20 protein-coding genes are annotated in these 18,180 nt (G+C 61.5%); 11 read left to right on the top strand and 9 right to left on the bottom strand.

Annotated features, from left to right (window positions below; all coding sequences use genetic code 11):
• The first annotated feature begins 28 nt into the window (after positions 1 to 28).
• Positions 29 to 1,459: a class I adenylate-forming enzyme family protein gene (locus QRN42_RS06045; protein WP_284978373.1), complete on the top strand. Its 1,431-nt coding sequence runs from the start codon at positions 29 to 31 to the stop codon at positions 1,457 to 1,459.
• A 1-nt stretch (position 1,460) separates the two neighbouring features.
• A complete protein-coding gene (locus QRN42_RS06040; RefSeq protein WP_284978372.1) occupies positions 1,461 to 2,660 on the top strand; it encodes a thiolase family protein in 1,200 nt (399 codons plus the stop codon).
• Between the two features lie 10 nt (positions 2,661 to 2,670).
• Here QRN42_RS06040 and QRN42_RS06035 read toward each other — a convergent pair whose 3' ends face one another.
• The 3 genes from QRN42_RS06035 to QRN42_RS06025 are packed head-to-tail and all read right to left on the bottom strand — an operon-like array spanning position 2,671 to position 4,694.
• Positions 2,671 to 3,309 (bottom strand): energy-coupling factor transporter transmembrane component T family protein, encoded by a 639-nt coding sequence (locus QRN42_RS06035; RefSeq protein WP_284978371.1) that lies wholly within the window; start codon positions 3,307 to 3,309, stop codon positions 2,671 to 2,673.
• Positions 3,306 to 4,043, bottom strand: a complete 738-nt coding sequence (locus QRN42_RS06030) for an energy-coupling factor ABC transporter ATP-binding protein (RefSeq protein ID WP_284978370.1) — start codon at positions 4,041 to 4,043, stop codon at positions 3,306 to 3,308. The genes QRN42_RS06035 and QRN42_RS06030 overlap by 4 nt, the downstream gene beginning before the upstream one ends.
• Before the next feature lie 18 nt (positions 4,044 to 4,061).
• Positions 4,062 to 4,694, bottom strand: a complete 633-nt coding sequence (locus tag QRN42_RS06025; protein ID WP_284978369.1) for a biotin transporter BioY — start codon at positions 4,692 to 4,694, stop codon at positions 4,062 to 4,064.
• Between the two features lie 303 nt (positions 4,695 to 4,997).
• Between QRN42_RS06025 and QRN42_RS06020 the strand changes: the two genes are divergently transcribed.
• A complete protein-coding gene (locus QRN42_RS06020) occupies positions 4,998 to 6,596 on the top strand; it encodes an ABC-F family ATP-binding cassette domain-containing protein (protein ID WP_284974719.1) in 1,599 nt (532 codons plus the stop codon).
• A gap of 39 nt (positions 6,597 to 6,635) precedes the next feature.
• On the opposite strand, the gene QRN42_RS06015 is transcribed toward QRN42_RS06020, so the two are convergent.
• Genes QRN42_RS06015 through QRN42_RS06000 form a run of 4 tightly spaced genes read right to left on the bottom strand, consistent with a single transcriptional unit; the run spans position 6,636 to position 8,708 of the window.
• On the bottom strand, positions 6,636 to 7,109 hold the full coding sequence (locus QRN42_RS06015; RefSeq protein WP_284978368.1) for a YbaK/EbsC family protein: 474 nt from the start codon (positions 7,107 to 7,109) through the stop codon (positions 6,636 to 6,638).
• The gene (locus QRN42_RS06010) at positions 7,093 to 7,959 is read right to left on the bottom strand and encodes an SURF1 family cytochrome oxidase biogenesis protein (RefSeq protein ID WP_284978367.1); all 867 of its coding nucleotides are present in this window, start codon (positions 7,957 to 7,959) and stop codon (positions 7,093 to 7,095) included. The genes QRN42_RS06015 and QRN42_RS06010 overlap by 17 nt, the downstream gene beginning before the upstream one ends.
• A complete protein-coding gene (locus tag QRN42_RS06005; protein ID WP_284978366.1) occupies positions 7,960 to 8,235 on the bottom strand; it encodes a hypothetical protein in 276 nt (91 codons plus the stop codon).
• Entirely contained in the window at positions 8,232 to 8,708 is a 477-nt protein-coding gene (locus QRN42_RS06000; RefSeq protein ID WP_410549807.1) for a DUF3099 domain-containing protein, read from the bottom strand. The genes QRN42_RS06005 and QRN42_RS06000 overlap by 4 nt, the downstream gene beginning before the upstream one ends.
• A gap of 166 nt (positions 8,709 to 8,874) precedes the next feature.
• Here QRN42_RS06000 and QRN42_RS05995 point away from each other — a divergent pair, with 166 nt between their 5' ends.
• The 3 genes from QRN42_RS05995 (at position 8,875) to QRN42_RS05985 (ending at position 12,247) form a co-directional block, all read left to right on the top strand.
• Entirely contained in the window at positions 8,875 to 9,600 is a 726-nt protein-coding gene (locus tag QRN42_RS05995) for a beta-ketoacyl-ACP reductase (protein WP_284974714.1), read from the top strand.
• 107 nt (positions 9,601 to 9,707) lie between these two features.
• Entirely contained in the window at positions 9,708 to 10,460 is a 753-nt protein-coding gene (locus tag QRN42_RS05990) for an SDR family oxidoreductase (protein WP_284978364.1), read from the top strand.
• Positions 10,461 to 10,744: 284 nt separating this feature from the next.
• Positions 10,745 to 12,247 (top strand): sugar ABC transporter ATP-binding protein, encoded by a 1,503-nt coding sequence (locus QRN42_RS05985; RefSeq protein ID WP_284978363.1) that lies wholly within the window; start codon positions 10,745 to 10,747, stop codon positions 12,245 to 12,247.
• Between the two features lie 128 nt (positions 12,248 to 12,375).
• Here the strand turns inward: QRN42_RS05985 and QRN42_RS05980 are convergent, their stop codons facing one another.
• A complete protein-coding gene (locus tag QRN42_RS05980; protein WP_284978362.1) occupies positions 12,376 to 12,981 on the bottom strand; it encodes a hypothetical protein in 606 nt (201 codons plus the stop codon).
• A 197-nt stretch (positions 12,982 to 13,178) separates the two neighbouring features.
• Positions 13,179 to 14,072, bottom strand: coding sequence for a phosphoserine phosphatase SerB (serB, locus tag QRN42_RS05975; RefSeq protein WP_284978361.1), 894 nt, complete (start codon positions 14,070 to 14,072; stop codon positions 13,179 to 13,181).
• 110 nt (positions 14,073 to 14,182) lie between these two features.
• Here serB and QRN42_RS05970 point away from each other — a divergent pair, with 110 nt between their 5' ends.
• The 5 genes from QRN42_RS05970 to lplAB all read left to right on the top strand — a co-directional run bounded on the left by QRN42_RS05970 (position 14,183) and on the right by lplAB (position 18,176).
• Positions 14,183 to 14,968, top strand: a complete 786-nt coding sequence (locus QRN42_RS05970; protein ID WP_284978360.1) for an ABC transporter ATP-binding protein — start codon at positions 14,183 to 14,185, stop codon at positions 14,966 to 14,968.
• Positions 14,969 to 14,986: 18 nt separating this feature from the next.
• Complete coding sequence (locus QRN42_RS05965) at positions 14,987 to 15,772, top strand: sulfite exporter TauE/SafE family protein (RefSeq protein WP_284978359.1); 786 nt, start codon at positions 14,987 to 14,989, stop codon at positions 15,770 to 15,772.
• A 7-nt stretch (positions 15,773 to 15,779) separates the two neighbouring features.
• Positions 15,780 to 16,589, top strand: a complete 810-nt coding sequence (locus QRN42_RS05960) for a TrmH family RNA methyltransferase (RefSeq protein ID WP_284978358.1) — start codon at positions 15,780 to 15,782, stop codon at positions 16,587 to 16,589.
• 139 nt (positions 16,590 to 16,728) lie between these two features.
• The gene (locus QRN42_RS05955) at positions 16,729 to 16,986 is read left to right on the top strand and encodes a type B 50S ribosomal protein L31 (RefSeq protein ID WP_066275740.1); all 258 of its coding nucleotides are present in this window, start codon (positions 16,729 to 16,731) and stop codon (positions 16,984 to 16,986) included.
• Between the two features lie 89 nt (positions 16,987 to 17,075).
• Positions 17,076 to 18,176 (top strand): lipoate-protein ligase LplAB, encoded by a 1,101-nt coding sequence (lplAB, locus tag QRN42_RS05950; RefSeq protein WP_284978357.1) that lies wholly within the window; start codon positions 17,076 to 17,078, stop codon positions 18,174 to 18,176.
• The last annotated feature ends 4 nt before the right edge of the window (positions 18,177 to 18,180 follow it).

The following is an 18,180-nucleotide window of genomic DNA, read 5'->3' as shown; positions in this document are numbered from 1 at the left end:
TGCCCGAGGCTACCGTAAAATCGACACGATGCCATTCTTGAACAAACTCCAACTCTGGGCCGACGAGCACCCCTACGACACCGCTGTCGTTGTGGGGAACGCCCGGCGCACTTGGGCTGACCTGCGCGATGCCGCCTCTGTGCTTGCCCGCGATGCCAAGGCCACCACCATCCTGGCCGAGCGGAACTCCGTGGACTTCGTTGAACGTTACGTCGCCGCCGTTTCGGGTGAACGGCGGTGCGCTGTCCTGGACCCTGAATGGCCCGAGGCACTAATTGACGAAGTCAGCCTTCGTTTGGTGGATGCCCCGGCCACTGGCCGGAAAAAGCCGGGCGGCGCAGAGCCCACCGGTGTGCCGGCAGGCACCTTGGTGGACGGCGACCCATCCACTACTTTTCTGGTGGGCCTGACATCCGGAACCACGGCGATGCCCAAAGCCTTCACACGGTCACGCCGCTCCTGGCAAGTCTCCTTCGATGCATCGATCGCGTTCTTCGGGCTGACCCGTCAGGACCGCACATTAGCCCCCGGCCCCCTGTCCGCGAGCCTGAACCTCTACGCGTTGTCGGAGTGTCTCTATGCCGGGGCGGCGTTCCATACGTTGGAGTCCTTCGACGTCGGAGATGCGCACGCCGCCATCAGCCACGATGGCATCACCCGCTTGGTGTTGGTGCCCACCATGCTCAGGTTGCTCAGTGAGCGGGGGCTGGCTGGGGGAGTGGATGCCTCGGGAGTCCGAAGCATCATATGTGCTGGTTCCAAGCTGGACGCGCGGACCTTGGAAGCAGCACGCCGCTGGGCGCCGAACGCCGCCATCTTCGAGTATTACGGCGCCTCCGAACTCAGTTTCGTTTCCGGAACCGAACTCCCGGCGGACCAGCCCCTCGACGCCGGAGGAACCGGTATCGGTTCACCGTTCCCCGGTGTTGAGTTGAAGATTCTCGACGACGCCGGCCAGCCACTTCCGGACGGTGAACACGGAAACATCTGCGTCCGGAGCGGTATGGTCAGCAACGGGTACCTGTGGGGAGACGACGGGCACGCCCTTCGTTGCCTCGATGGCTGGTACACAGTGGGGGACCAGGGATTTGTGAAAAACGGCATCCTCAATATGCTGGGGCGCCAGTCGGACATGATCATCACCGCCGGAAAGAACGTCTATCCCCATGAAGTGGAACTGGCCCTTGCCTCGGTTCCGGGCATCGACACCGCTATTGCTGCAGGTGCGCCTGATGACATCCGTGGGCAAAAGGTAGTTGCCGGCGTCGTCCCTGCGTATGGTGCGGTTACGGCCACACAACTGCGGACGGGGTTGGACGGCCTGCTGGCCAGGGACAAGCGGCCGGTCCAGTACTACGTCCTTTCCGAGTTGCCCATGACAGACCGGGGCAAGATCAGCCGCAATGTCCTCTTGGACTGGATCAAGAACCATGACCCCAGGGCTGTCCCACTTGGCTAGCATGCCGTCTTCCGATATCGCGGACGACCCGTCGCGGCAACCGGTCGTCATCGCTGCCCTACGGACGCCCATCTGCCGCGCGAATGGCCAACTGAAGCACCTCCGGGCACCGGAACTCCTGGCTCCCGTCCTGCGGGCGTTGGTTGATGCCACGGGGGCGGACCCTGCCCAGGTAGACGACGTGATTATTGGCAACGCGGTGGGCGGTGGCGGAAACCTTGCACGATTTGCGGCGCTCGAAGCAGGCCTGCCGGTCACCGTCCCCGGCGTCACCGTCGACCGCCAGTGCGGTTCCGGGCTGGATGCTATTGCTCTGGCTGCCCGCTTGGTTGCCGGTGGCGGCGATCCGCTGTTCCTGGCCGGCGGAGTTGAAAGTATCAGCACAGCTCCAGCGCGCGCCCACCGAAATCCGGACGGGAGCCTCGACTTCTACGCCAGGGCCACTTTCGTTCCCCAAACCTTCGGGGATCCGGACATGGGCGTTGCGGCTGAGAACGTTGCCGAGGAATTCAACATCACCCGGGAACGTCAGGACGAGTTCGCGCTTCGGAGCCACCGACGGGCGATTGACGCCTCGTCCGCGGGCCGGTTTGTGGGGGAAATCGTACCCCTGCCATCGCCTGTACCGGGCCGTTGGGTGGATGCCGACGACGGCCCCAGGCCGTCGCTGAGTTCGGCACTTATGGTGCGGTTTCCGCCGTCGTTTGTCAGCGGCGGAACGGTCACCGCAGGGAACTCATGCTTCGACGCGGACGCCGCGGCCGCCGTCGTCATCACCTCCCTCAAGCGGGCGCGCGAGCTTGGGGCGGCGGAGGGAATGATGGTGCTCGGTTGCGATACCAAGGGCGTGGACCCGAAACTGCTGGGAATAGGCGCAGCGCATGCTGCCGAGCGGCTGCTGGCTACCCGTAAAGTTTCTGCCGGGGATGTGGGGCTGTGGGAATTCAACGAAGCGTTCGCCTCCCAGACGATTGCCTGCCTGCAACACCTCGGCATTGATCCGGCGCGCGCCAACGTGGAAGGCGGCGCTTTAGCCTTGGGCCACGGCTATGGCGCGTCCGGAGCGGTGCTGGCGACCAGGTTGCTGGCCCAGGCCCGGGCCCGCTACAAAGACACAGGGGAATTGGCGCTGGGACTGGCCATGATCAGCAGCGCTGGCGGCATGGGTACGGCCGCCCTGCTGCAGTACGCGCGCCTCTAAGCAGCGGGGTTTAGGACTGCTCGCTGGGTTCCTCGGGTTCGCCCAGACCCCGGGCGGTCAGGGCGTCCCCGGTCTGGCGGGCGTACGCCACGGTAGTGATGAACACCGGCAAAATGAGGGCCCTTGGGTTCCGTTCAAGTCCACGGGCGCGCGCCGAATCCCGCACGTCGGCGAAGGCGCCAGCAATATAGGGGATGCTACGCAGCATCACAGCGATAGTCAGGGCGAAGCGTTCGGGGTCGGCACCCAACCTGCGGAAGGGCTTCGCCAAGGAGGCCACGCCATCCAAAAGGTCTTGCATGGGGGTGGTCGCCGTCAGCACGGAAGCGGCTACAACGCAGATCAACACGTTTAACACGATTCGGGCCGACGTCGGTCCGCCCAGCTGCCACCACTGGAAAAGTCCAATGACCAGAAGGATAGGGGCCACTGTTCGGATGGTACGCAGAAGCCGCCGCATTCCGATTCTGGTGCTGAGGAACACGGCGCACATCACCACGAAGACCAGCAGGGACACGCGCCAGTCCACGATCAGGAATGATGCAGTTCCGCAGGCGGCCACCACGAGGAATTTCAGCCATAGGGGAGCGCGGTGGACCACGGAATGGCCAGGCACGTAATTGCCCACCAGGTAGCCGTGGCCCCTCATCGACGGGTGCCCCCGAGCTGGTCGGCGTTCAGCGCGGTGGCACACGCGTGCCGGTAGTACGCAACGGCCTCGGCGGCCTCGCCGTCGAACATGATCTGCCCCGAATCCACCACCAGCACCCGATCCATGTCCAACACCAGGTCGAGGTCGTGGGTGGACATGACCACCTGTTGTTCCAAACCAGCAATCGTGGTCCGCAGCAGTTCCCGGTTCCTGAGGTCGAGCAGGGTGGACGGCTCGTCGAGGACCAGCACGGCAGGATCCACAGCCAGGACTACAGCCAGGGCCAGCAGCTGACGTTCGCCGCCGGACAATTCGTAGATACTCTGGTCCGCGAGGCGAAGCAACCCGAAGCGGTCCAAGACAGCCTCAGCACGGGCTGTCCTTTCCTTGCGGTTCTTCACTGTCCGGCGCAGGGAAAGCTCGACGTCCTCGCGCCCTGTCGGCATCACCAGTTGGGACAAGGGGTCGGTGAACACGAATCCGACGTTCCCACGGACCCGGCTCCCCGCCGAAACAGTGTCCTGACCGTGAACCACTACGGTTCCCTCGCTCGGTTCAACCAAGCCGTTCAAAAGCCGGAGCAAAGTGGACTTCCCGGAACCGTTGGCGCCGATGACGCCTATCCGCTGTTCGGTCAAGTTCAGTGTTAGGTCGTGGAGCAGGGTTTTAGCTGCGTCGCTGCCCTCGACCGTGACCCGTACCGAGACCCGGTCCATGCAGATGGCGTCCATGGGGTAATTGTTCCAGCTCTACTTGACCCGGCGCACCAAGACGTCCGGGAACGCTTTGTGGATGGCCACGGCTATGACCACTGCCAGGACGTTCTTCAAGATGTCACCCGGGTAGAAGGGAAGGTCGGCCAAGAAAGCCTTGCTGAGGTCCAGCTTCGCGTTGACCATCATGCCCAGCACTCCCAGGGCGTGAACGATCACGACGCTGCTGATCATCGTTGCCACGAACAGCCACGGCGCGCGAGCCTTGGACGTCCGCCGAATGACGAAGGCGGCGAGGTATCCGGTTGCGGCGGCAGCCAGCGGGAACGCGATGATGTATCCGGCCGACGGCGTAGCCAAGATACCAAGGCCGCTGCGGCCACCGCTGAAGATCGGCAAGCCCGCTAGTCCCAACAGGACATACAGCCCGACGGCGGCGAACCCACGGCCCGGGCCCAGGACCAGGCCACTGAGCATGACGGTCAGGGTCACCAAGGTGATGGGCACCCCAAGCGCGCCCACGGGAATTCCGGGAACAACCGCCGATGCAGCAACGAGGGCCGCGAAGACGGCAATCAGCCCGATGTCGGTTGCGGTCCAACGCTTCCTCGAAGGGGCGCCCCGCTGGAGTGACGGGGTGGAAGCTGTCGGAGAGTCAGTGGTGTTCATGATGGTCCTATCGGGATGATGCGGGTGATGTGGGCGGGTTCCCCCTGATATCGAGGATAGGGAGCATGGGGGTGGGGTTTTTTGGAGCCTCTCCACAATACGGAACCGGAATTGTTTAGCCCTTGGCACAGATTGCCGAACCTTGCCGGCGCGCATGGCCCGCACTCGGCCCCGTTTCGACGGATGCATGCGCGCGTCCGGGGTGCCGGTAGACTTGGTAAGGCTGTTCTTACGGCCGTACCCGCCTCACTCACCCGGCCCACCGGTTCCGCAGGCGTTCCCCATTGAAAGGCATCACCCGAATTGATTACCGTCCAGGATCTTGAACTCCGCGCCGGCGCACGCCTGCTCATGGACCAGGTGAACTTCAGGGTGGACAGGGGGGACAAAATCGGGCTGGTTGGCCGCAATGGAGCCGGCAAAACAACCCTTACCCGAGTCCTTGCAGGTGAGGGCCTCCCCGCCAGCGGAAAAGTGACACGTAGCGGCGAGATCGGGTACTTGCCGCAGGATCCCCGGACTCCGGACATGGAGCAGCTTGCCCGCGACCGGATTCTCTCCGCGCGGGGCTTGGATGTGGTGGTCGGGAAACTGAAGAAGGCCCACGAGGACATGGCGAGCGAGGACGCCGCGGTCCAGCGTAAGGCCATGAACCGCTATGACCGTTTGGAAACGGAATTCCTGGCCGGTGGCGGTTACGCGGCAGAGGCCGAAGCTGCCGCCATCTCCTCCAACCTTGCGTTGCCCGATCGGCTCCTCAACCAGCCGCTGAAGACGCTCTCAGGTGGCCAGCGCCGCCGCGTGGAGTTGGCGCGGATCTTGTATTCGGACGCTGAGACGCTCCTTCTTGACGAGCCCACCAACCACCTCGACGCCGATTCCATTACTTGGTTGCGCGACTTCCTCAAGAACCACCAAGGCGGCTTGATCGTGATCAGCCACGACACGGATCTCCTGGAAGCCACGGTGAACAAGGTCTTCCTGCTTGACGCCAACCGCGCGCAGATCGACTACTACAACATGGACTGGAAGCGCTACCTGCTTCAGCGCGAGACGGACGAGCGTGCGCGCAAGCGCGAGCGTGCAAACGCCGAAAAGAAGGCCCAAGTACTTATTGACCAAGCCAACAAGATGCGTGCCAAGGCTACGAAGGCCGTGGCTGCGCAAAACATGGCCAAGCGAGCTGAGCGCCTTTTGAGCGGCCTCGAGGCAGTGCGTGAGAATGACCGGGTGGCAGCGTTGCGCTTCCCCGATCCATCGCCGTGTGGCAAGACACCGCTGACCGCCGAAGGCCTCAGCAAGTCCTACGGCTCCCTTGAAATTTTCACCGACGTCGATTTGGCGATCGATCGCGGGTCGAAGGTGGTCATTCTTGGCCTCAACGGTGCCGGCAAGACCACTCTTCTGCGCATGCTTGCCGGAGTCGACAAACCGGACACCGGCGAAATCATCCCCGGGCACGGACTGAAGGTCGGTTACTACGCCCAGGAGCACGAAACGCTCGACGTCGACCGCACCGTTCTTGAGAACATGCGCTCCTCCGCCCCGGACATGAAGGATGCGGAGGTTCGGGGCATCCTGGGCTCATTCCTCTTCTCGGGAGACGACGTCGAGAAGCCGGCGGGCGTATTGTCCGGTGGTGAAAAGACACGACTTGCACTTGCCACCATCGTGGCGTCCAGTGCCAACGTCTTGCTGCTGGACGAACCCACCAACAACCTGGACCCCGCCAGCCGCGCGGAAATTCTGGGGGCGCTCAAAAACTACAGCGGCGCCGTCGTGATGGTCAGCCACGACGAAGGCGCGGTCTCAGCCCTGAACCCCGAGCGTGTGGTATTGCTTCCCGACGGGGTGGAGGACCACTGGAACGAGGACTACCTCGACCTCATCACGTTGGCCTAGCGCCGCCGCTGCGGGCTCCTAGTTCAGCGGCCTCTTACTTCAGCGGACCCTCAGTGGTTCGGCTTCGGTGATCCGTGCGAGTTCCTCATAGCTGATGGAGAACATGGCGTTGTGGTCACCGGCTCCGGCCCACAGCAGCGGGTACTGCTCAAGCGAGGCGTCAAGAACAGTGCGGATGGGGCCAGGGTGGCCCACCGGGGCAACTCCGCCAACTTCCTGGCCCGTATGTTCCAGGACGAAATCCGGACTGGCCCGGCGGATCCGGCCGAGCCCCAACTGATCGGCCACAAGAGCGGTATCGACCTTGGCGGCGCCGCTGGCGAGGATCAGCAGGGGACGGCCGGAGAGCTCGAACACAAGACTGTTTGCGATGGCTGCAACGTCGCAGCCGAGAACGGCAGCCGCCGCTGCCGCCGTCGGAACGCTATGCTCGAAGATCCTGACAGTGTCCGGCGCGCCGGCTGCCTTGAGTGCCAGCCTGACGTTTCCTACAGGATCAGTAACCTTGGGCATCAAGGATCGCATCTTCCTCGTCTTCGGCGGTCGGCCGCTTATTCTTTCGAGGAGCCGGGGCCCTCCGCTTGGGCAGTCCGCCCGCAGCGATGAACTCGTCCTCTTCATCTTCTTCCGCGTCAATCGCCGCATTACGGGCCTGTTGGCGCGCGGCGTATCCGAAACCGATGAACATCAGGACGCCGAACGCAAACCACTGCAACGAATAGGAGAGGTGGGTCCCTTCGTCGGTTTCGGGCTTGGGGAACGGCGCGGGCATGTCATGCACGCTGGGGGTCTCGCTTGCCAGTTGTCCGTAAGCTCCCGTCGCTATGGGGTACTGGAGTTCACTGGCGTAAGTGGGGAGGTCGATGGACGCGAGCTGGCCTTCCACGGATCCTCGGTCCAAATTGGGTTCCGAAGCCTTGAGGCGGGCGACCACTGTCACTTGTCCACTTGGTGGCGCGGGGATGGTGTCGGGGTGGCCCGGGGTCTTGTTGCCGATGGGTAACCAGCCACGATCAATCACCACAGCATCTCCGGTGGTCAAGCGGAAAGGCACAACAACCTCATAGCCAGGTTGCCCGTTGAGGGGACGGTTTCGAACCACACGTTCACCGGCCAGATCATAGCTGCCTCTTAGCTCGACCTGCGTCCATTCCCGCTCCGGATCCAAGGACGCGAATTGGTTCTTTACCTGGGAAAAGGGGACTGGAGCGGCTGAGTAATTGGTCACCACGCGGTTTATCTCGGCGAGGGTTTCTGCGCGGCGGTCCATCTGCCACCGGCCAAGCAGCACGCATCCCGTGGCGAAGACGGCAGCCAAGACGAAGTACCCCAGCCACTTGCTGGAGAAAAGGAAACGGTACATTCAGCCGGCCTCGTTCGATGGTGCACCAACAACCTTAAAAGGCTGGGTTTCTTTCCAGAGTTCCCGTGTCTTCAGGTATTCCTCCAGCCATTCCCTGTGCTCTTCGCATGCCAACCAGACCTTACGGCGTTCGGGGGTGTGGATGCGGGGATTATTCCACAGCAACTGCCACGTGGCGCCGGCACGGCATCCTTTGCGGGCACACAGGGCAGGGCCAGTGGTGCTCCTTGAATCCTGTTGGGGGGATCCTAACCCACCAAGGTTGAGGATGTTCATGACGTCGCCTCCTCGCTGTTGGGTTTTCGGGGCGGGTTGCCGGAGCGCACGTCCGGGGCTTCTGTGGTCGGCGGCTCTTCGTCCACCACTTCGCCCTGGAGGATCGTCGGTCCTTCCTCTGGGGGCGTCCCGACATGCGTGGCCGGCCCTTCGATCTCGGGAACCGGGAGGTATTCCAGGAGGGAATCGCTGGGGACTTCCGCCTTGTCGCTCCCGTTGGCGATAACCACGGCAATCCACGGAAGAAAGACTGCCCCTGCGATCGCGATGATTTTGAACCAGCCGTCCACCACGAAGATCAGGACGATGCACACCATGCGGATTCCCATAGCGACGGCGTACTTGATCATGCGATCCCGCATGTCTTCCGAGTGCGCGGCGGCGGCATCGGTAATGCTGTGCACCTCCGGGTCCCCGGATACGTCATCCGGATCCCCGGGCGCATGCTGCAGGGGACTGTCTTCTTGTGTCACAGCTGAATCATCACGCTCCAAAGGCTTCCCCCAATTCTCTCACCAAGGCCGTGACCACCCAAACCAGGGCTGCTATCCGCGGCGGGCGGGCGCTGCGGATAAGATCGAACCAGAAAAATCCCTCTTCAACGTGGCGGATGCCTGCCGCAGAATCCGGAGTCCAAGCATGTCTGAAGCAGTATCCAACGGCCGTAGCGTCCTCATCACCGGCGGTAATCGCGGCATCGGCTTGGCCATTGCCGAGTCATTCCTGGCCAACGGGGACAAGGTGGCGGTTACTTACCGCAGTGAAACTGAACTGCCTGAAGGAATCCTGGGCGTCAAGGCCGACGTTACCGATGAGGCTTCCATCGATGAGGCCTTTAAAAAGGTGGAAGAGGCACACGGTCCTGTTGAAGTGTTGGTGGCAAATGCCGGCATCACCAAGGACACGCTGTTGCTGCGGATGAGCGAGGCCGACTTCACCTCCGTCCTGGACACCAACCTCACCGGCGCTTTCCGCGTTATCAAGCGCGCGTCCAAGGGGATGATCCGCCTGCGCAAAGGTCGGGTCGTGCTCATTTCTTCGGTTTCCGGCCTGTACGGCGCCCCCGGCCAGATTAACTATTCAGCTTCCAAAGCCGGGATGGTTGGCATTGCCCGTTCCCTGACGCGGGAACTCGGCAGCCGCGGCATCACCGCCAACGTCGTGGCCCCAGGCTTCATCAATACCGACATGACCGCTGAACTGCCCGAAGAGACGCAGAAATCGTACTTGGCGAATGTCCCGGCCGGCCGGTTCGCCGAAGCTTCCGAGGTAGCCAACGTGGTTCGTTGGGTGGCCAGCGATGAAGCCGCCTACATATCCGGTGCCGTAATACCCGTTGACGGCGGCCTCGGAATGGGCCACTAGCTCCGATAGCGGTTTTTGTCCGGGCCCTACAACGGATTCCATCCAAGCCGCTGGCATGATGGAGATCAGGCCACGATTTTTGGATGTAGTGAACAAAAGGAGCATGAATGGGAAAGCTGGAACACAAGACCGCGATCGTGACGGGTTCCTCTCGCGGAATCGGGGCAGAAGTTGCCAAGTTCCTGGCAGCTGAGGGTGCCGCCGTCGTCGTGAACTACCGTCAAAAAGCGCCACGCGCCAACAAGGTCGTGGCGGAAATCCAGGCAGCGGGAGGCCGCGCTGCGGCCGTTGGTGCGGACCTGACAACCGAGGAGGGCGTACACGCCCTCGCCAGCAAGGCGATGGAAGAATTCGGCTCCCTGGATGTCCTGGTGCTGAATGCATCCGGCGGCATGGAGACGGGCATGGAAGAGGGCTACGCCCTCAAGCTGAACCGCGACGCACAGGTCAACATGCTCAACGCGGCTGTCCCACTCATGCCGGAAGGTTCGCGGGTTGTGTTCGTCACCAGCCACCAAGCCCACTTTGTGGAATCCGTTCCCACCATGCCCGAGTACGAGCCCGTAGCGAAGAGCAAGCGGGCGGGCGAGGATGCACTGCGCGACCTTCTGCCTCAGCTCGAGGACAAGGGAATCTCCTTGGTGGTGGTTTCCGGCGACATGATCGAGGGAACGGTAACAGCCACTCTGCTGGACCGCTCCAACCCGGGTGCTATCGAAGCACGGCGAGCCGAGGCCGGAAAGTTGTACTCAGTCAAGGAATTCGCCGCGGAGGTCGCCAAGATGGTCACCGCCGACGTCGAATCCGGACACACCGAGTACGTCGGAGGCGCTGACTACTTCGGCAAGGCTGCCCAGTAGGACAGACTCCGAACGTAACGGAAGTAGCAGAGCGGCCCGGGACTGATGTCCCGGGCCGCTCTGCTTTTACCCTTGGTGACAATCTAATAAATAGTTCGGCATTCCGCGTCACGAATTAGAAAATGTTGTTTCGTCTTTCCGCCTTTGCGTTTATCGTCGTGATCTGGTTGACTCTGCAATGCGCCCTCGCTGTAGTGGCGCGCCGAATGCGGAATTTGGGTGATGCGCAACCTACGGAATTCTCCGCCGGGCACTGAACGCATATCGCCAAACCAGGAGCACAATTGGACTTGTTACTCCACGCTGACGACATTCACGCCTCCTATGATCAGCGGCGCATCCTCAAAGGCATTGGCATGTCGTTGTATCGAGGCGAAATTCTTGGTGTCATTGGAACGAACGGTGCCGGCAAAACCACCCTCATGAAAGTGTTGGCGGGTTCCCACCAACATGACGCCGGCCACATCATGATGGCTGGTGAACGCTACTCGCCGGAATCTCCTGAGGAAGCGCGTGCCTGCGGGGTGGGGCTCATTCCACAGAATTTCCGGCTCGATCCCGAATTGACCGTGGCAACGGCGATATTCCGCGGAACCTTCCAGGCAGCCAAATCCCACGCGGAGCTAAGGGCTCAAGCACTCGAGCTCATCGACGGCATCGGCGTTTCCATGGACCCTGACGCTAAAGTCGGCACGTTGATCCGGGCGGAGCAGGCCCTCGTTGAGGTTCTCCGAATGGTGGCCGAAGAAGCCCAGTTGGTCATTATGGATGAAGTTGCCGCGTCACTGCCCGATCACGACGTCGCTATCCTCCACCACGTTCTCCGGATGCTTGTCGGTCAAGGGCGGGCGATCATTTACATCACCCACAGGCTGGACGAGGTCCGTTCCATCGCGCACCGCATCGCTGTCCTGCGGGACGGCAAAGTCCACCGGATCGTCGATGCCAGCCAAACAAGCGTTGATGAGCTCACCTTCATGCTGCTGCAGCAGAAGTTGCAGGACACTGCGAGGCCTGCTGATCCGGCGGATGCTTCCGAGGTGCTGCAGGTCAGGAACCTCGCGGTAGGAGATGTTGTTCGCAATGTCAGTTTCAGCGTAGCCAAGGGTGAAATTTTCGGCATCGTCGGTACGCATCGTTCCGGCGTCTACCAGTTGACGGAGGCACTCGTGGGCATTCGCCCGAGCATCTCGGGCGACATTTTCATGCACGGAAATAAGGTCGAGATCCGGCGGCTGGAGGATGCACGGAGGCTGAAGATTGGTTACCTGTCGGATGATGATGACAACCTCGAGCCCCAAGCCAGCATTGTTGAGGGCCTGCAGCAGAGTAGTGAGGACACGCAGGCCACGCTTCAAGCCGAGGTCAGCCAGCTCCGGGGCGTGATTGAACTGGTCCGGCGCATGAGGATCAACACAACGAATATCCATGGGAGCCTCACACATCTGTCCGGAGGTGATCGGCAAAAGGTCCAGTTGGCCAGATGGATGACCACCGACTGTGACGTGTTGATCCTCAGCCACCCCAGCCGCGGCATCGACATCGGCGCCAAAGAGGTGGTGTACAAGATGCTCAACGAGCTCAGCCAGACCGGCGTCGCGATCATTCTTCTGTCCTCGGATCTATCGGAACTCGTCAGTTGGTGCCACCGGATCGCCGTGATGCGCGACGGCGAACTGGTCACCATCGAAGCGAACGCCAACACCAACGAGGACGTCCTGGTACACCACATGCTGGGTAGCACGCCCGCGTTGGGAGCCACTATGGCACGCAGGGTGAAGGCCTGACGGCTGCTCACGTTTTTCGGGCCCAGCAGTTGCCATGGAGCAGCCCAGCAGTTGCCATGGAGCAAAGGGGCGGCCCCCATCGCGATTACTCTGCAATGGTGGCCGCCCCTTTTTGGGTTCGGTTCTTGTTAGATGATGATCCCGTTGGCGAGGTTATTCAGCTTGTGGCGTGCCAACGCCAGGTTTGCGTAGGTCCGGTCCAACACCAGGTAGACGAAGAGGCCCTTGGAACCACCCGAGTTCAGGACGTTGATCAGGTGGTACTGGGACCCCAGGGTGATGAGGATGTCTTCGATGTCGCTGTTCAGGTTTAGGTCCGCCATGGTGCGCAGCTTCGCACTGACGACATTTGAATTACCCGCAGCAGCCACGCCGAGGTCAAAGCCGGGACTTCCCCCCTGAGCCAGTGCCATGCCGCTGGAATAGTCGACGATCGCCGCACCCGTGGCACCTTCGATGGACAGCAGTTGCCTGATAGCTTCATCAAGTGAGCTCATAATGTCTTCTTCCTGTTCTGCTCTTTCTCCAAGGGCGTCCGCAAAGTAGACGGAACTGGCTTCCTGGTACAAAGGGGTGCTTTGGAGCAACTCCCAGGAAACGAAGTCCACCTCTGGAGGCTCCGCCTCTGGCGTTTCCGTCAGTGAGGGCTCCGCAGCGGAAGAGCCTTCGTCGCGTCGCCACCACTTCCACGTACGTTGCGTACCGTTCACGTCCTGCCTCTGTACTTCCGTCATCCTGGATTGCGGGATTCTTTACGGCTCCCTGATGAGTTTGCAATTGTGCACGAAAATAACGAACTCGAACAATATACGTCGAATTCACCGGGTGACATAAATTTAGGCAAGGTGAGGGAATTAGGGACTGAGAAACTAGGTTTTTAGCATCAATTTAATAAATAGTTTGCTTTTTCGCGTCACGAAATCGAGGCAGCCTACACGTTAGCGATATGCCGAACCGCGTCCAAGTACGGCATATTGATCGCGGCGTCGGCCACAGCCCGGACGGCGGGCTTGGCATTAAAGGCAATACCTATTCCCGCAGCTCCGAGCATGTCGAGATCGTTGGCGCCGTCGCCGACAGCTATGGTGTGTTCCAAACTGATGCCTTCAGCCGCAGCCCACTCGCGGAGGTACTTTTCCTTGGCAGCCCGATCAATGACAGCGCCGAGAACCTTGCCGGTCAGGACGCCGTCGACGATTTCCAGTTCGTTGGCGATCCAATAATCCAGACGCAGTTCGGCCGCGAGCGGACCCAGGATCTGGTTGAAACCACCCGAAACCACTGCCACCACGTGGCCGGCATTCTTGAACGCGGCAACGAGCTCTGCCGCGCCGAGGCTAAGGCGGACTTCTTGCCGCACTGCGTCGACGACGGCGGCCGGCAGCCCGGCGAGGACAGCAACCCGGGCGTGCAAACTCTGGGCGAAATCCAATTCACCACGCATTGCCGCCTCCGTGACGGCGGCGACTTCTTCCCGCTTACCGGCATGGGCGGCCAGGAGCTCTATGACTTCCTGCTGGATCAACGTGGAGTCGACGTCCATCACGAGGAGTTTCCGCGGGGCTTGCCGCAGGGCCTCTGGAACGATGGCGGTGTCTACGCCGTCCACGGCGTTCGACGCCACATAGCTACGGACTTCGGCAAGGTCCGATGATGCGTCCGCAGTCACCGTGAGGGTTGCGCTGTGGACGGCAAACCGCTCATCTCCGGACTGTGACTCCGACGAAACCACAGCCCCCGCATCTGCCAAGGTCTTCCTTAGCGTTTCCAGTGATTCGGGGGACAAATTCACGGCATAGGTGACCGCAGCCAGGTTCGAAGTCATGGCCTCAATCCTATCGAGCGCCCCCGGGCGGCCCGAATTCGTTTCACCCCGGAACCCGGAGCCATGGCCGGTTATCAGTCAGCCGGATTTTTGTCCTAGTGTCTACTGCTATGAGTGATGTTCTGGAATTGGCTTCCGTCAGCGTTGTCCGAGGCAAAAAGACCCTGCTGGACAAGGTTGACTGGGAAGTCAACGAAGGTGAGCGCTGGGTGGTACTCGGGCCGAACGGCGCGGGTAAGACCACGCTTCTCCAGGTCGCGGCCGCCCGCCTCCATCCGAGCAGCGGCAAAGCCGGCATCCTTGACGAGACGATGGGTCGTGTTGACGTTTTTGAACTCCGTCCCCGGATCGGGCTCTCTTCGGCAGCACTCGCCAACCAGATTCCAGAGAATGAAACTGTCCTGAACGTAGTCGTCACCGCGGCCTACGGCGTGACTGGCCGTTGGCGCGAAGGCTACGAGCGCGACGACGAACGGCGCGCCTTCCGCCTCCTGAACGACTGGGGGATGGGACCGTTGCTTAATCGCACGTTCGCCACGCTCTCTGAAGGGGAGCGCAAGCGGGTCCAGATTGCCCGGGCTTTGATGACCGATCCGGAATTACTGCTCCTGGACGAGCCGGCAGCTGGACTCGACCTGGGCGGTCGCGAGGAACTGGTCCACAAGCTCGGCGAGCTTGCCCGTGACGAGGCCTCACCTGCCATGGTCCTCGTGACCCACCACCTTGAGGAAGTGCCTCCCGGATTTACCCACGCCATACTGTTGCGCGACGGCGCCGTGGTAGCGGCCGGTCCCATCGGCGAAGTCCTCACCGCGGAGCACCTGAGCGAAACTTTCGGCCTGCCGTTGGAGGTTATCGAAAATGCCGGACGCTACACGGCCACGGCCCGCCGCTAGGCGGGGGCTCATGCGACAGTGGAGATTCTAAGCGGCGCCCTGGTCTTTATTGCGGGCTTGTGGGCAGGCACCATCAACGCGGTGGTGGGCTCCGGCACCCTCGTGACCTTCCCGGTCCTCATCGCCCTTGGCGTGGTTCCGGTGGTCGCATCCATGAGCAATGCCATGGGATTGGTGGCGGGAACTGCGGCCGGCGCCTGGGGCTACCGGCGTGAGCTTGCCGGTCGGCGTCAACAACTGCTGAAGCTCCTGCCTGCTTCCCTCCTCGGTGGAATCACCGGAGCATGGCTCCTGCTGCACCTACCCGAGACGGTGTTCGGCTATGTGGCTCCCGTGCTGCTGGTCCTGGCGCTCTTGATGGTGCTGTTCCAACCGAAGCTGCAAGCATGGATACGGAGCAGGCAGCAAGATCCGGAGCAGGCCATCCGCGATCACAGCCATGGAGTAGTCCTGGTCGTGCTTGTCTATCTGGCTGGTGTCTACGGTGGATATTTCGTCGCTGCCCAAGGCATCCTGCTGGTCGGCATCCTGGGGGTCTTCCTCACCGGAACCATGCAGAACGCAAACGCCATGAAAAACATCCTGGTGCTCGGCGTCAACATGGTGGCGGCCGCTTCCTACCTGATCTTCGCCTTTGACCGGATCAATTGGTTGGTTGTGCTCCTGATTGCCGTCAGCTCCACGATTGGTGGCCTGCTCGGTTCCAAAGTGGGCCGGAGGCTTTCGCCCACGGTGCTCCGTGCCGTGATCTTTACGCTCGGCATCGTGGCTTTGGGCTTCATGATCGCCAACCTGCTGAAATGATTCTCCCGTGACGTTCCATTACCTTGAGTCTGCCGATGATCCCCGGGTCAGCGACTACACCACCCTGACCGATGTGCACCTCCGGAAGCTGCGTGAGCCCGAAGAGGGAATGTACATAGCGGAGTCCTCGAGGGTGCTGCGCCGCGCCCTCGCGGCCGGACATCAACCCCGGTCCTTTTTCCTCGCGGAAAAGTGGTTGGCCGATCTCGAGGATGTCTTCCATGACTATCCGGACGTTCCGGTCTTCATCGGCACAGCCTCGCTGCTTGAGGAGATCACCGGCTTCCATTTGCACCGTGGCGCCATGGCCGCAATGCACCGTCCCGCAGCAGTGCCGCTCACGGAGCTTCTCGCCGGAGCGCAACGCGTGGCTGTGCTGGAAGACATCGTGGACCACACCAACGTCGGGGCGATCTTCAGGTCCGCGGCGGCCCTCGGGGTGGATGCTGTGCTGGTCTCACCGCGCTGCGGGGACCCGCTGTACCGCCGGAGCGTGCGCGTGAGCATGGGCACTGTCTTCCAAGTTCCCTGGGCGAGGCTGCAGTCCTGGCCCGCGGACCTTGGCCAACTGAAAGACCAAGGATTCACTGTCGCAGCCATGGAGCTGACACCTGACGCGCTCACCCTCGATGAACTGGCGGAGAAGCAGTTCCCGAAACTCGCTTTGGTGCTGGGCACCGAGGGCGCCGGCATGAGCGAGGAGACACTTGCCGCCGTCGACCTCGCCGTCAGGATACCCATGCGGGCAGGCGTGGACTCCCTCAACGTCGCGGCGGCGTCCGCTGTCGCGTTTTGGGAACTCCGGCCCCGGGGCTGAGCCCGGTTCGTGCCCGCTGGCCACTTCGGCTATGATTGATTGTTGGCCCGCCCACTGAAATGTTGTTCGCAGTGGCGGACCACCTCCATTCATACCTGGCAGCTGGCAAAATCCAGTTGCGTGAACAAAAGGTCCCATTATGAAGTCTGATATCCACCCGAAGTACGAAGCTGTTGTTTTCAACGACCTCGCTTCCGGTACCAAGTTCCTGACCAAGTCGACTGTTTCTTCGTCGAAGACCATCGAATGGGAAGACGGAAACACCTACCCCGTCATCGACGTCGAAATCTCTTCGGAGTCCCACCCGTTCTACACGGGCAAGCAGCGCATCATGGACTCCGCTGGCCGCGTCGAGCGCTTCAACGCCCGCTTCAAGGGCTTCGGCGGCAAGAAGTAACCACTTCGCCCTCAAGTCTTTTTCGAAGGCCCGCATCTGCTGGATTTCCAGCGGTGCGGGCCTTTTCGTTTTCCGGCAAGATGGAACCCATGACTCACCGGATTTCCCCCGACCAGCAAAACCACGACGCCGGCACCCGCCTTCACGGCGAATATAAGGTTCCCGGCGGCAAACTCGTCGTGGTGGACCTCGAGGTTGTAGAGGGGAAGTTCGCCGATGTCTCGCTGAGCGGTGACTTTTTCTTGGAGCCCGATGAGGCGCTGGAAGCAATCAACGGCGCTTTGACGGGGCTTCCCGAGTCCACGCCGGCCTCAGAGATTGCTTCCGCCGTGACGGCAAGCCTTCCTGCTGGAGCTGTTCTGTTTGGCTTCTCTGCTGATGCCGTTGCTGTCACAGTCCGCAGGGCACTTTCCAAGGCGACCAGCTGGGCTGACCACCAATGGGAAATGATCCCGCCCTCCATCTTGCCTACACAGGTCAACGTCGCCCTGGACGAGGTCCTTACCGAAGAGGTTGGAAATGGCAGCCGCAACCCCACCCTCAGGTTCTGGGATTGGGAGGAACCTTCGGTCGTCATTGGAAGCTTCCAGTCGGTACACAACGAAGTGGACCCTGAGGGGGTGTCCCGCCATGGCATCACGGTGGTGCGGCGCATCAGCGGGGGCGGTGCCATGTTCATGGAAGCCGGCAACTGTATTACCTATTCTCTCTACTTGCCGCAGACGTTGGTTGATGGGATGAGCTTCGCCGATTCCTACGCCTTCCTCGATGCTTGGGTGATGGCCGCACTGGAGAAGCTTGGCATCAGTGCCTTCTATGTTCCGCTCAACGACATCGCTACGGAACAGGGCAAGATCGGCGGAGCAGCACAGAAGCGCCTGTCCAACGGGGGAATGCTGCACCACGTCACCATGAGCTATGACATCGACGCCGACAAAATGGTGGAAGTCCTCCGCATCGGCAAGGAAAAACTCTCGGACAAAGGCACTCGAAGCGCCAAGAAGCGCGTGGACCCGTTGCGTCGCCAGACGGGGTTGGCCCGTTCAGCGATACTCCAAGCGATGCAGGAAGTTTTCACGGAGAGGTACGGCGCCATTGAGTCACAAGTAACGGAGGCAGAACTCCGTGAAGCCCGCCGACGGGTGGACGCCAAATTCGGTACCGAAGAATGGCTGAACCGCGTCCCCTAGGGCG

Origin of the sequence: Arthrobacter sp. fls2-241-R2A-200, from assembly GCF_030209745.1 — a bacterium.
Classification (GTDB): Bacteria; Actinomycetota; Actinomycetes; order Actinomycetales; family Micrococcaceae; genus Arthrobacter.
The sequence above is the reverse complement of the archived record's forward strand: the minus strand, read 5'-3'. Positions and strand labels throughout refer to the sequence as shown.

Excerpts from the sequence above, each read along its gene's own strand:
- QRN42_RS05980 (WP_284978362.1), bottom strand. The coding sequence starts at position 12,981 with ATGACGGAAGTACAGAGGCAGGACGTGAACGGTACGCAACGTACGTGG.
- QRN42_RS06030 (WP_284978370.1), bottom strand. The coding sequence starts at position 4,043 with ATGGACGCCATCTGCATGGACCGGGTCTCGGTACGGGTCACGGTCGAG.
- QRN42_RS05990 (WP_284978364.1), top strand. The coding sequence starts at position 9,708 with ATGGGAAAGCTGGAACACAAGACCGCGATCGTGACGGGTTCCTCTCGC.
- QRN42_RS05970 (WP_284978360.1), top strand. The coding sequence starts at position 14,183 with ATGAGTGATGTTCTGGAATTGGCTTCCGTCAGCGTTGTCCGAGGCAAA.
- QRN42_RS06015 (WP_284978368.1), bottom strand. The coding sequence starts at position 7,109 with ATGCCCAAGGTTACTGATCCTGTAGGAAACGTCAGGCTGGCACTCAAG.
- QRN42_RS06010 (WP_284978367.1), bottom strand. The coding sequence starts at position 7,959 with ATGTACCGTTTCCTTTTCTCCAGCAAGTGGCTGGGGTACTTCGTCTTG.
- QRN42_RS06005 (WP_284978366.1), bottom strand. The coding sequence starts at position 8,235 with ATGAACATCCTCAACCTTGGTGGGTTAGGATCCCCCCAACAGGATTCA.
- QRN42_RS06040 (WP_284978372.1), top strand. The coding sequence starts at position 1,461 with ATGCCGTCTTCCGATATCGCGGACGACCCGTCGCGGCAACCGGTCGTC.
- QRN42_RS06035 (WP_284978371.1), bottom strand. The coding sequence starts at position 3,309 with ATGAGGGGCCACGGCTACCTGGTGGGCAATTACGTGCCTGGCCATTCC.
- QRN42_RS05955 (WP_066275740.1), top strand. The coding sequence starts at position 16,729 with ATGAAGTCTGATATCCACCCGAAGTACGAAGCTGTTGTTTTCAACGAC.
- QRN42_RS05995 (WP_284974714.1), top strand. The coding sequence starts at position 8,875 with ATGTCTGAAGCAGTATCCAACGGCCGTAGCGTCCTCATCACCGGCGGT.
- QRN42_RS06045 (WP_284978373.1), top strand. The coding sequence starts at position 29 with ATGCCATTCTTGAACAAACTCCAACTCTGGGCCGACGAGCACCCCTAC.
- serB (WP_284978361.1), bottom strand. The coding sequence starts at position 14,072 with ATGACTTCGAACCTGGCTGCGGTCACCTATGCCGTGAATTTGTCCCCC.
- lplAB (WP_284978357.1), top strand. The coding sequence starts at position 17,076 with ATGACTCACCGGATTTCCCCCGACCAGCAAAACCACGACGCCGGCACC.
- QRN42_RS06025 (WP_284978369.1), bottom strand. The coding sequence starts at position 4,694 with ATGAACACCACTGACTCTCCGACAGCTTCCACCCCGTCACTCCAGCGG.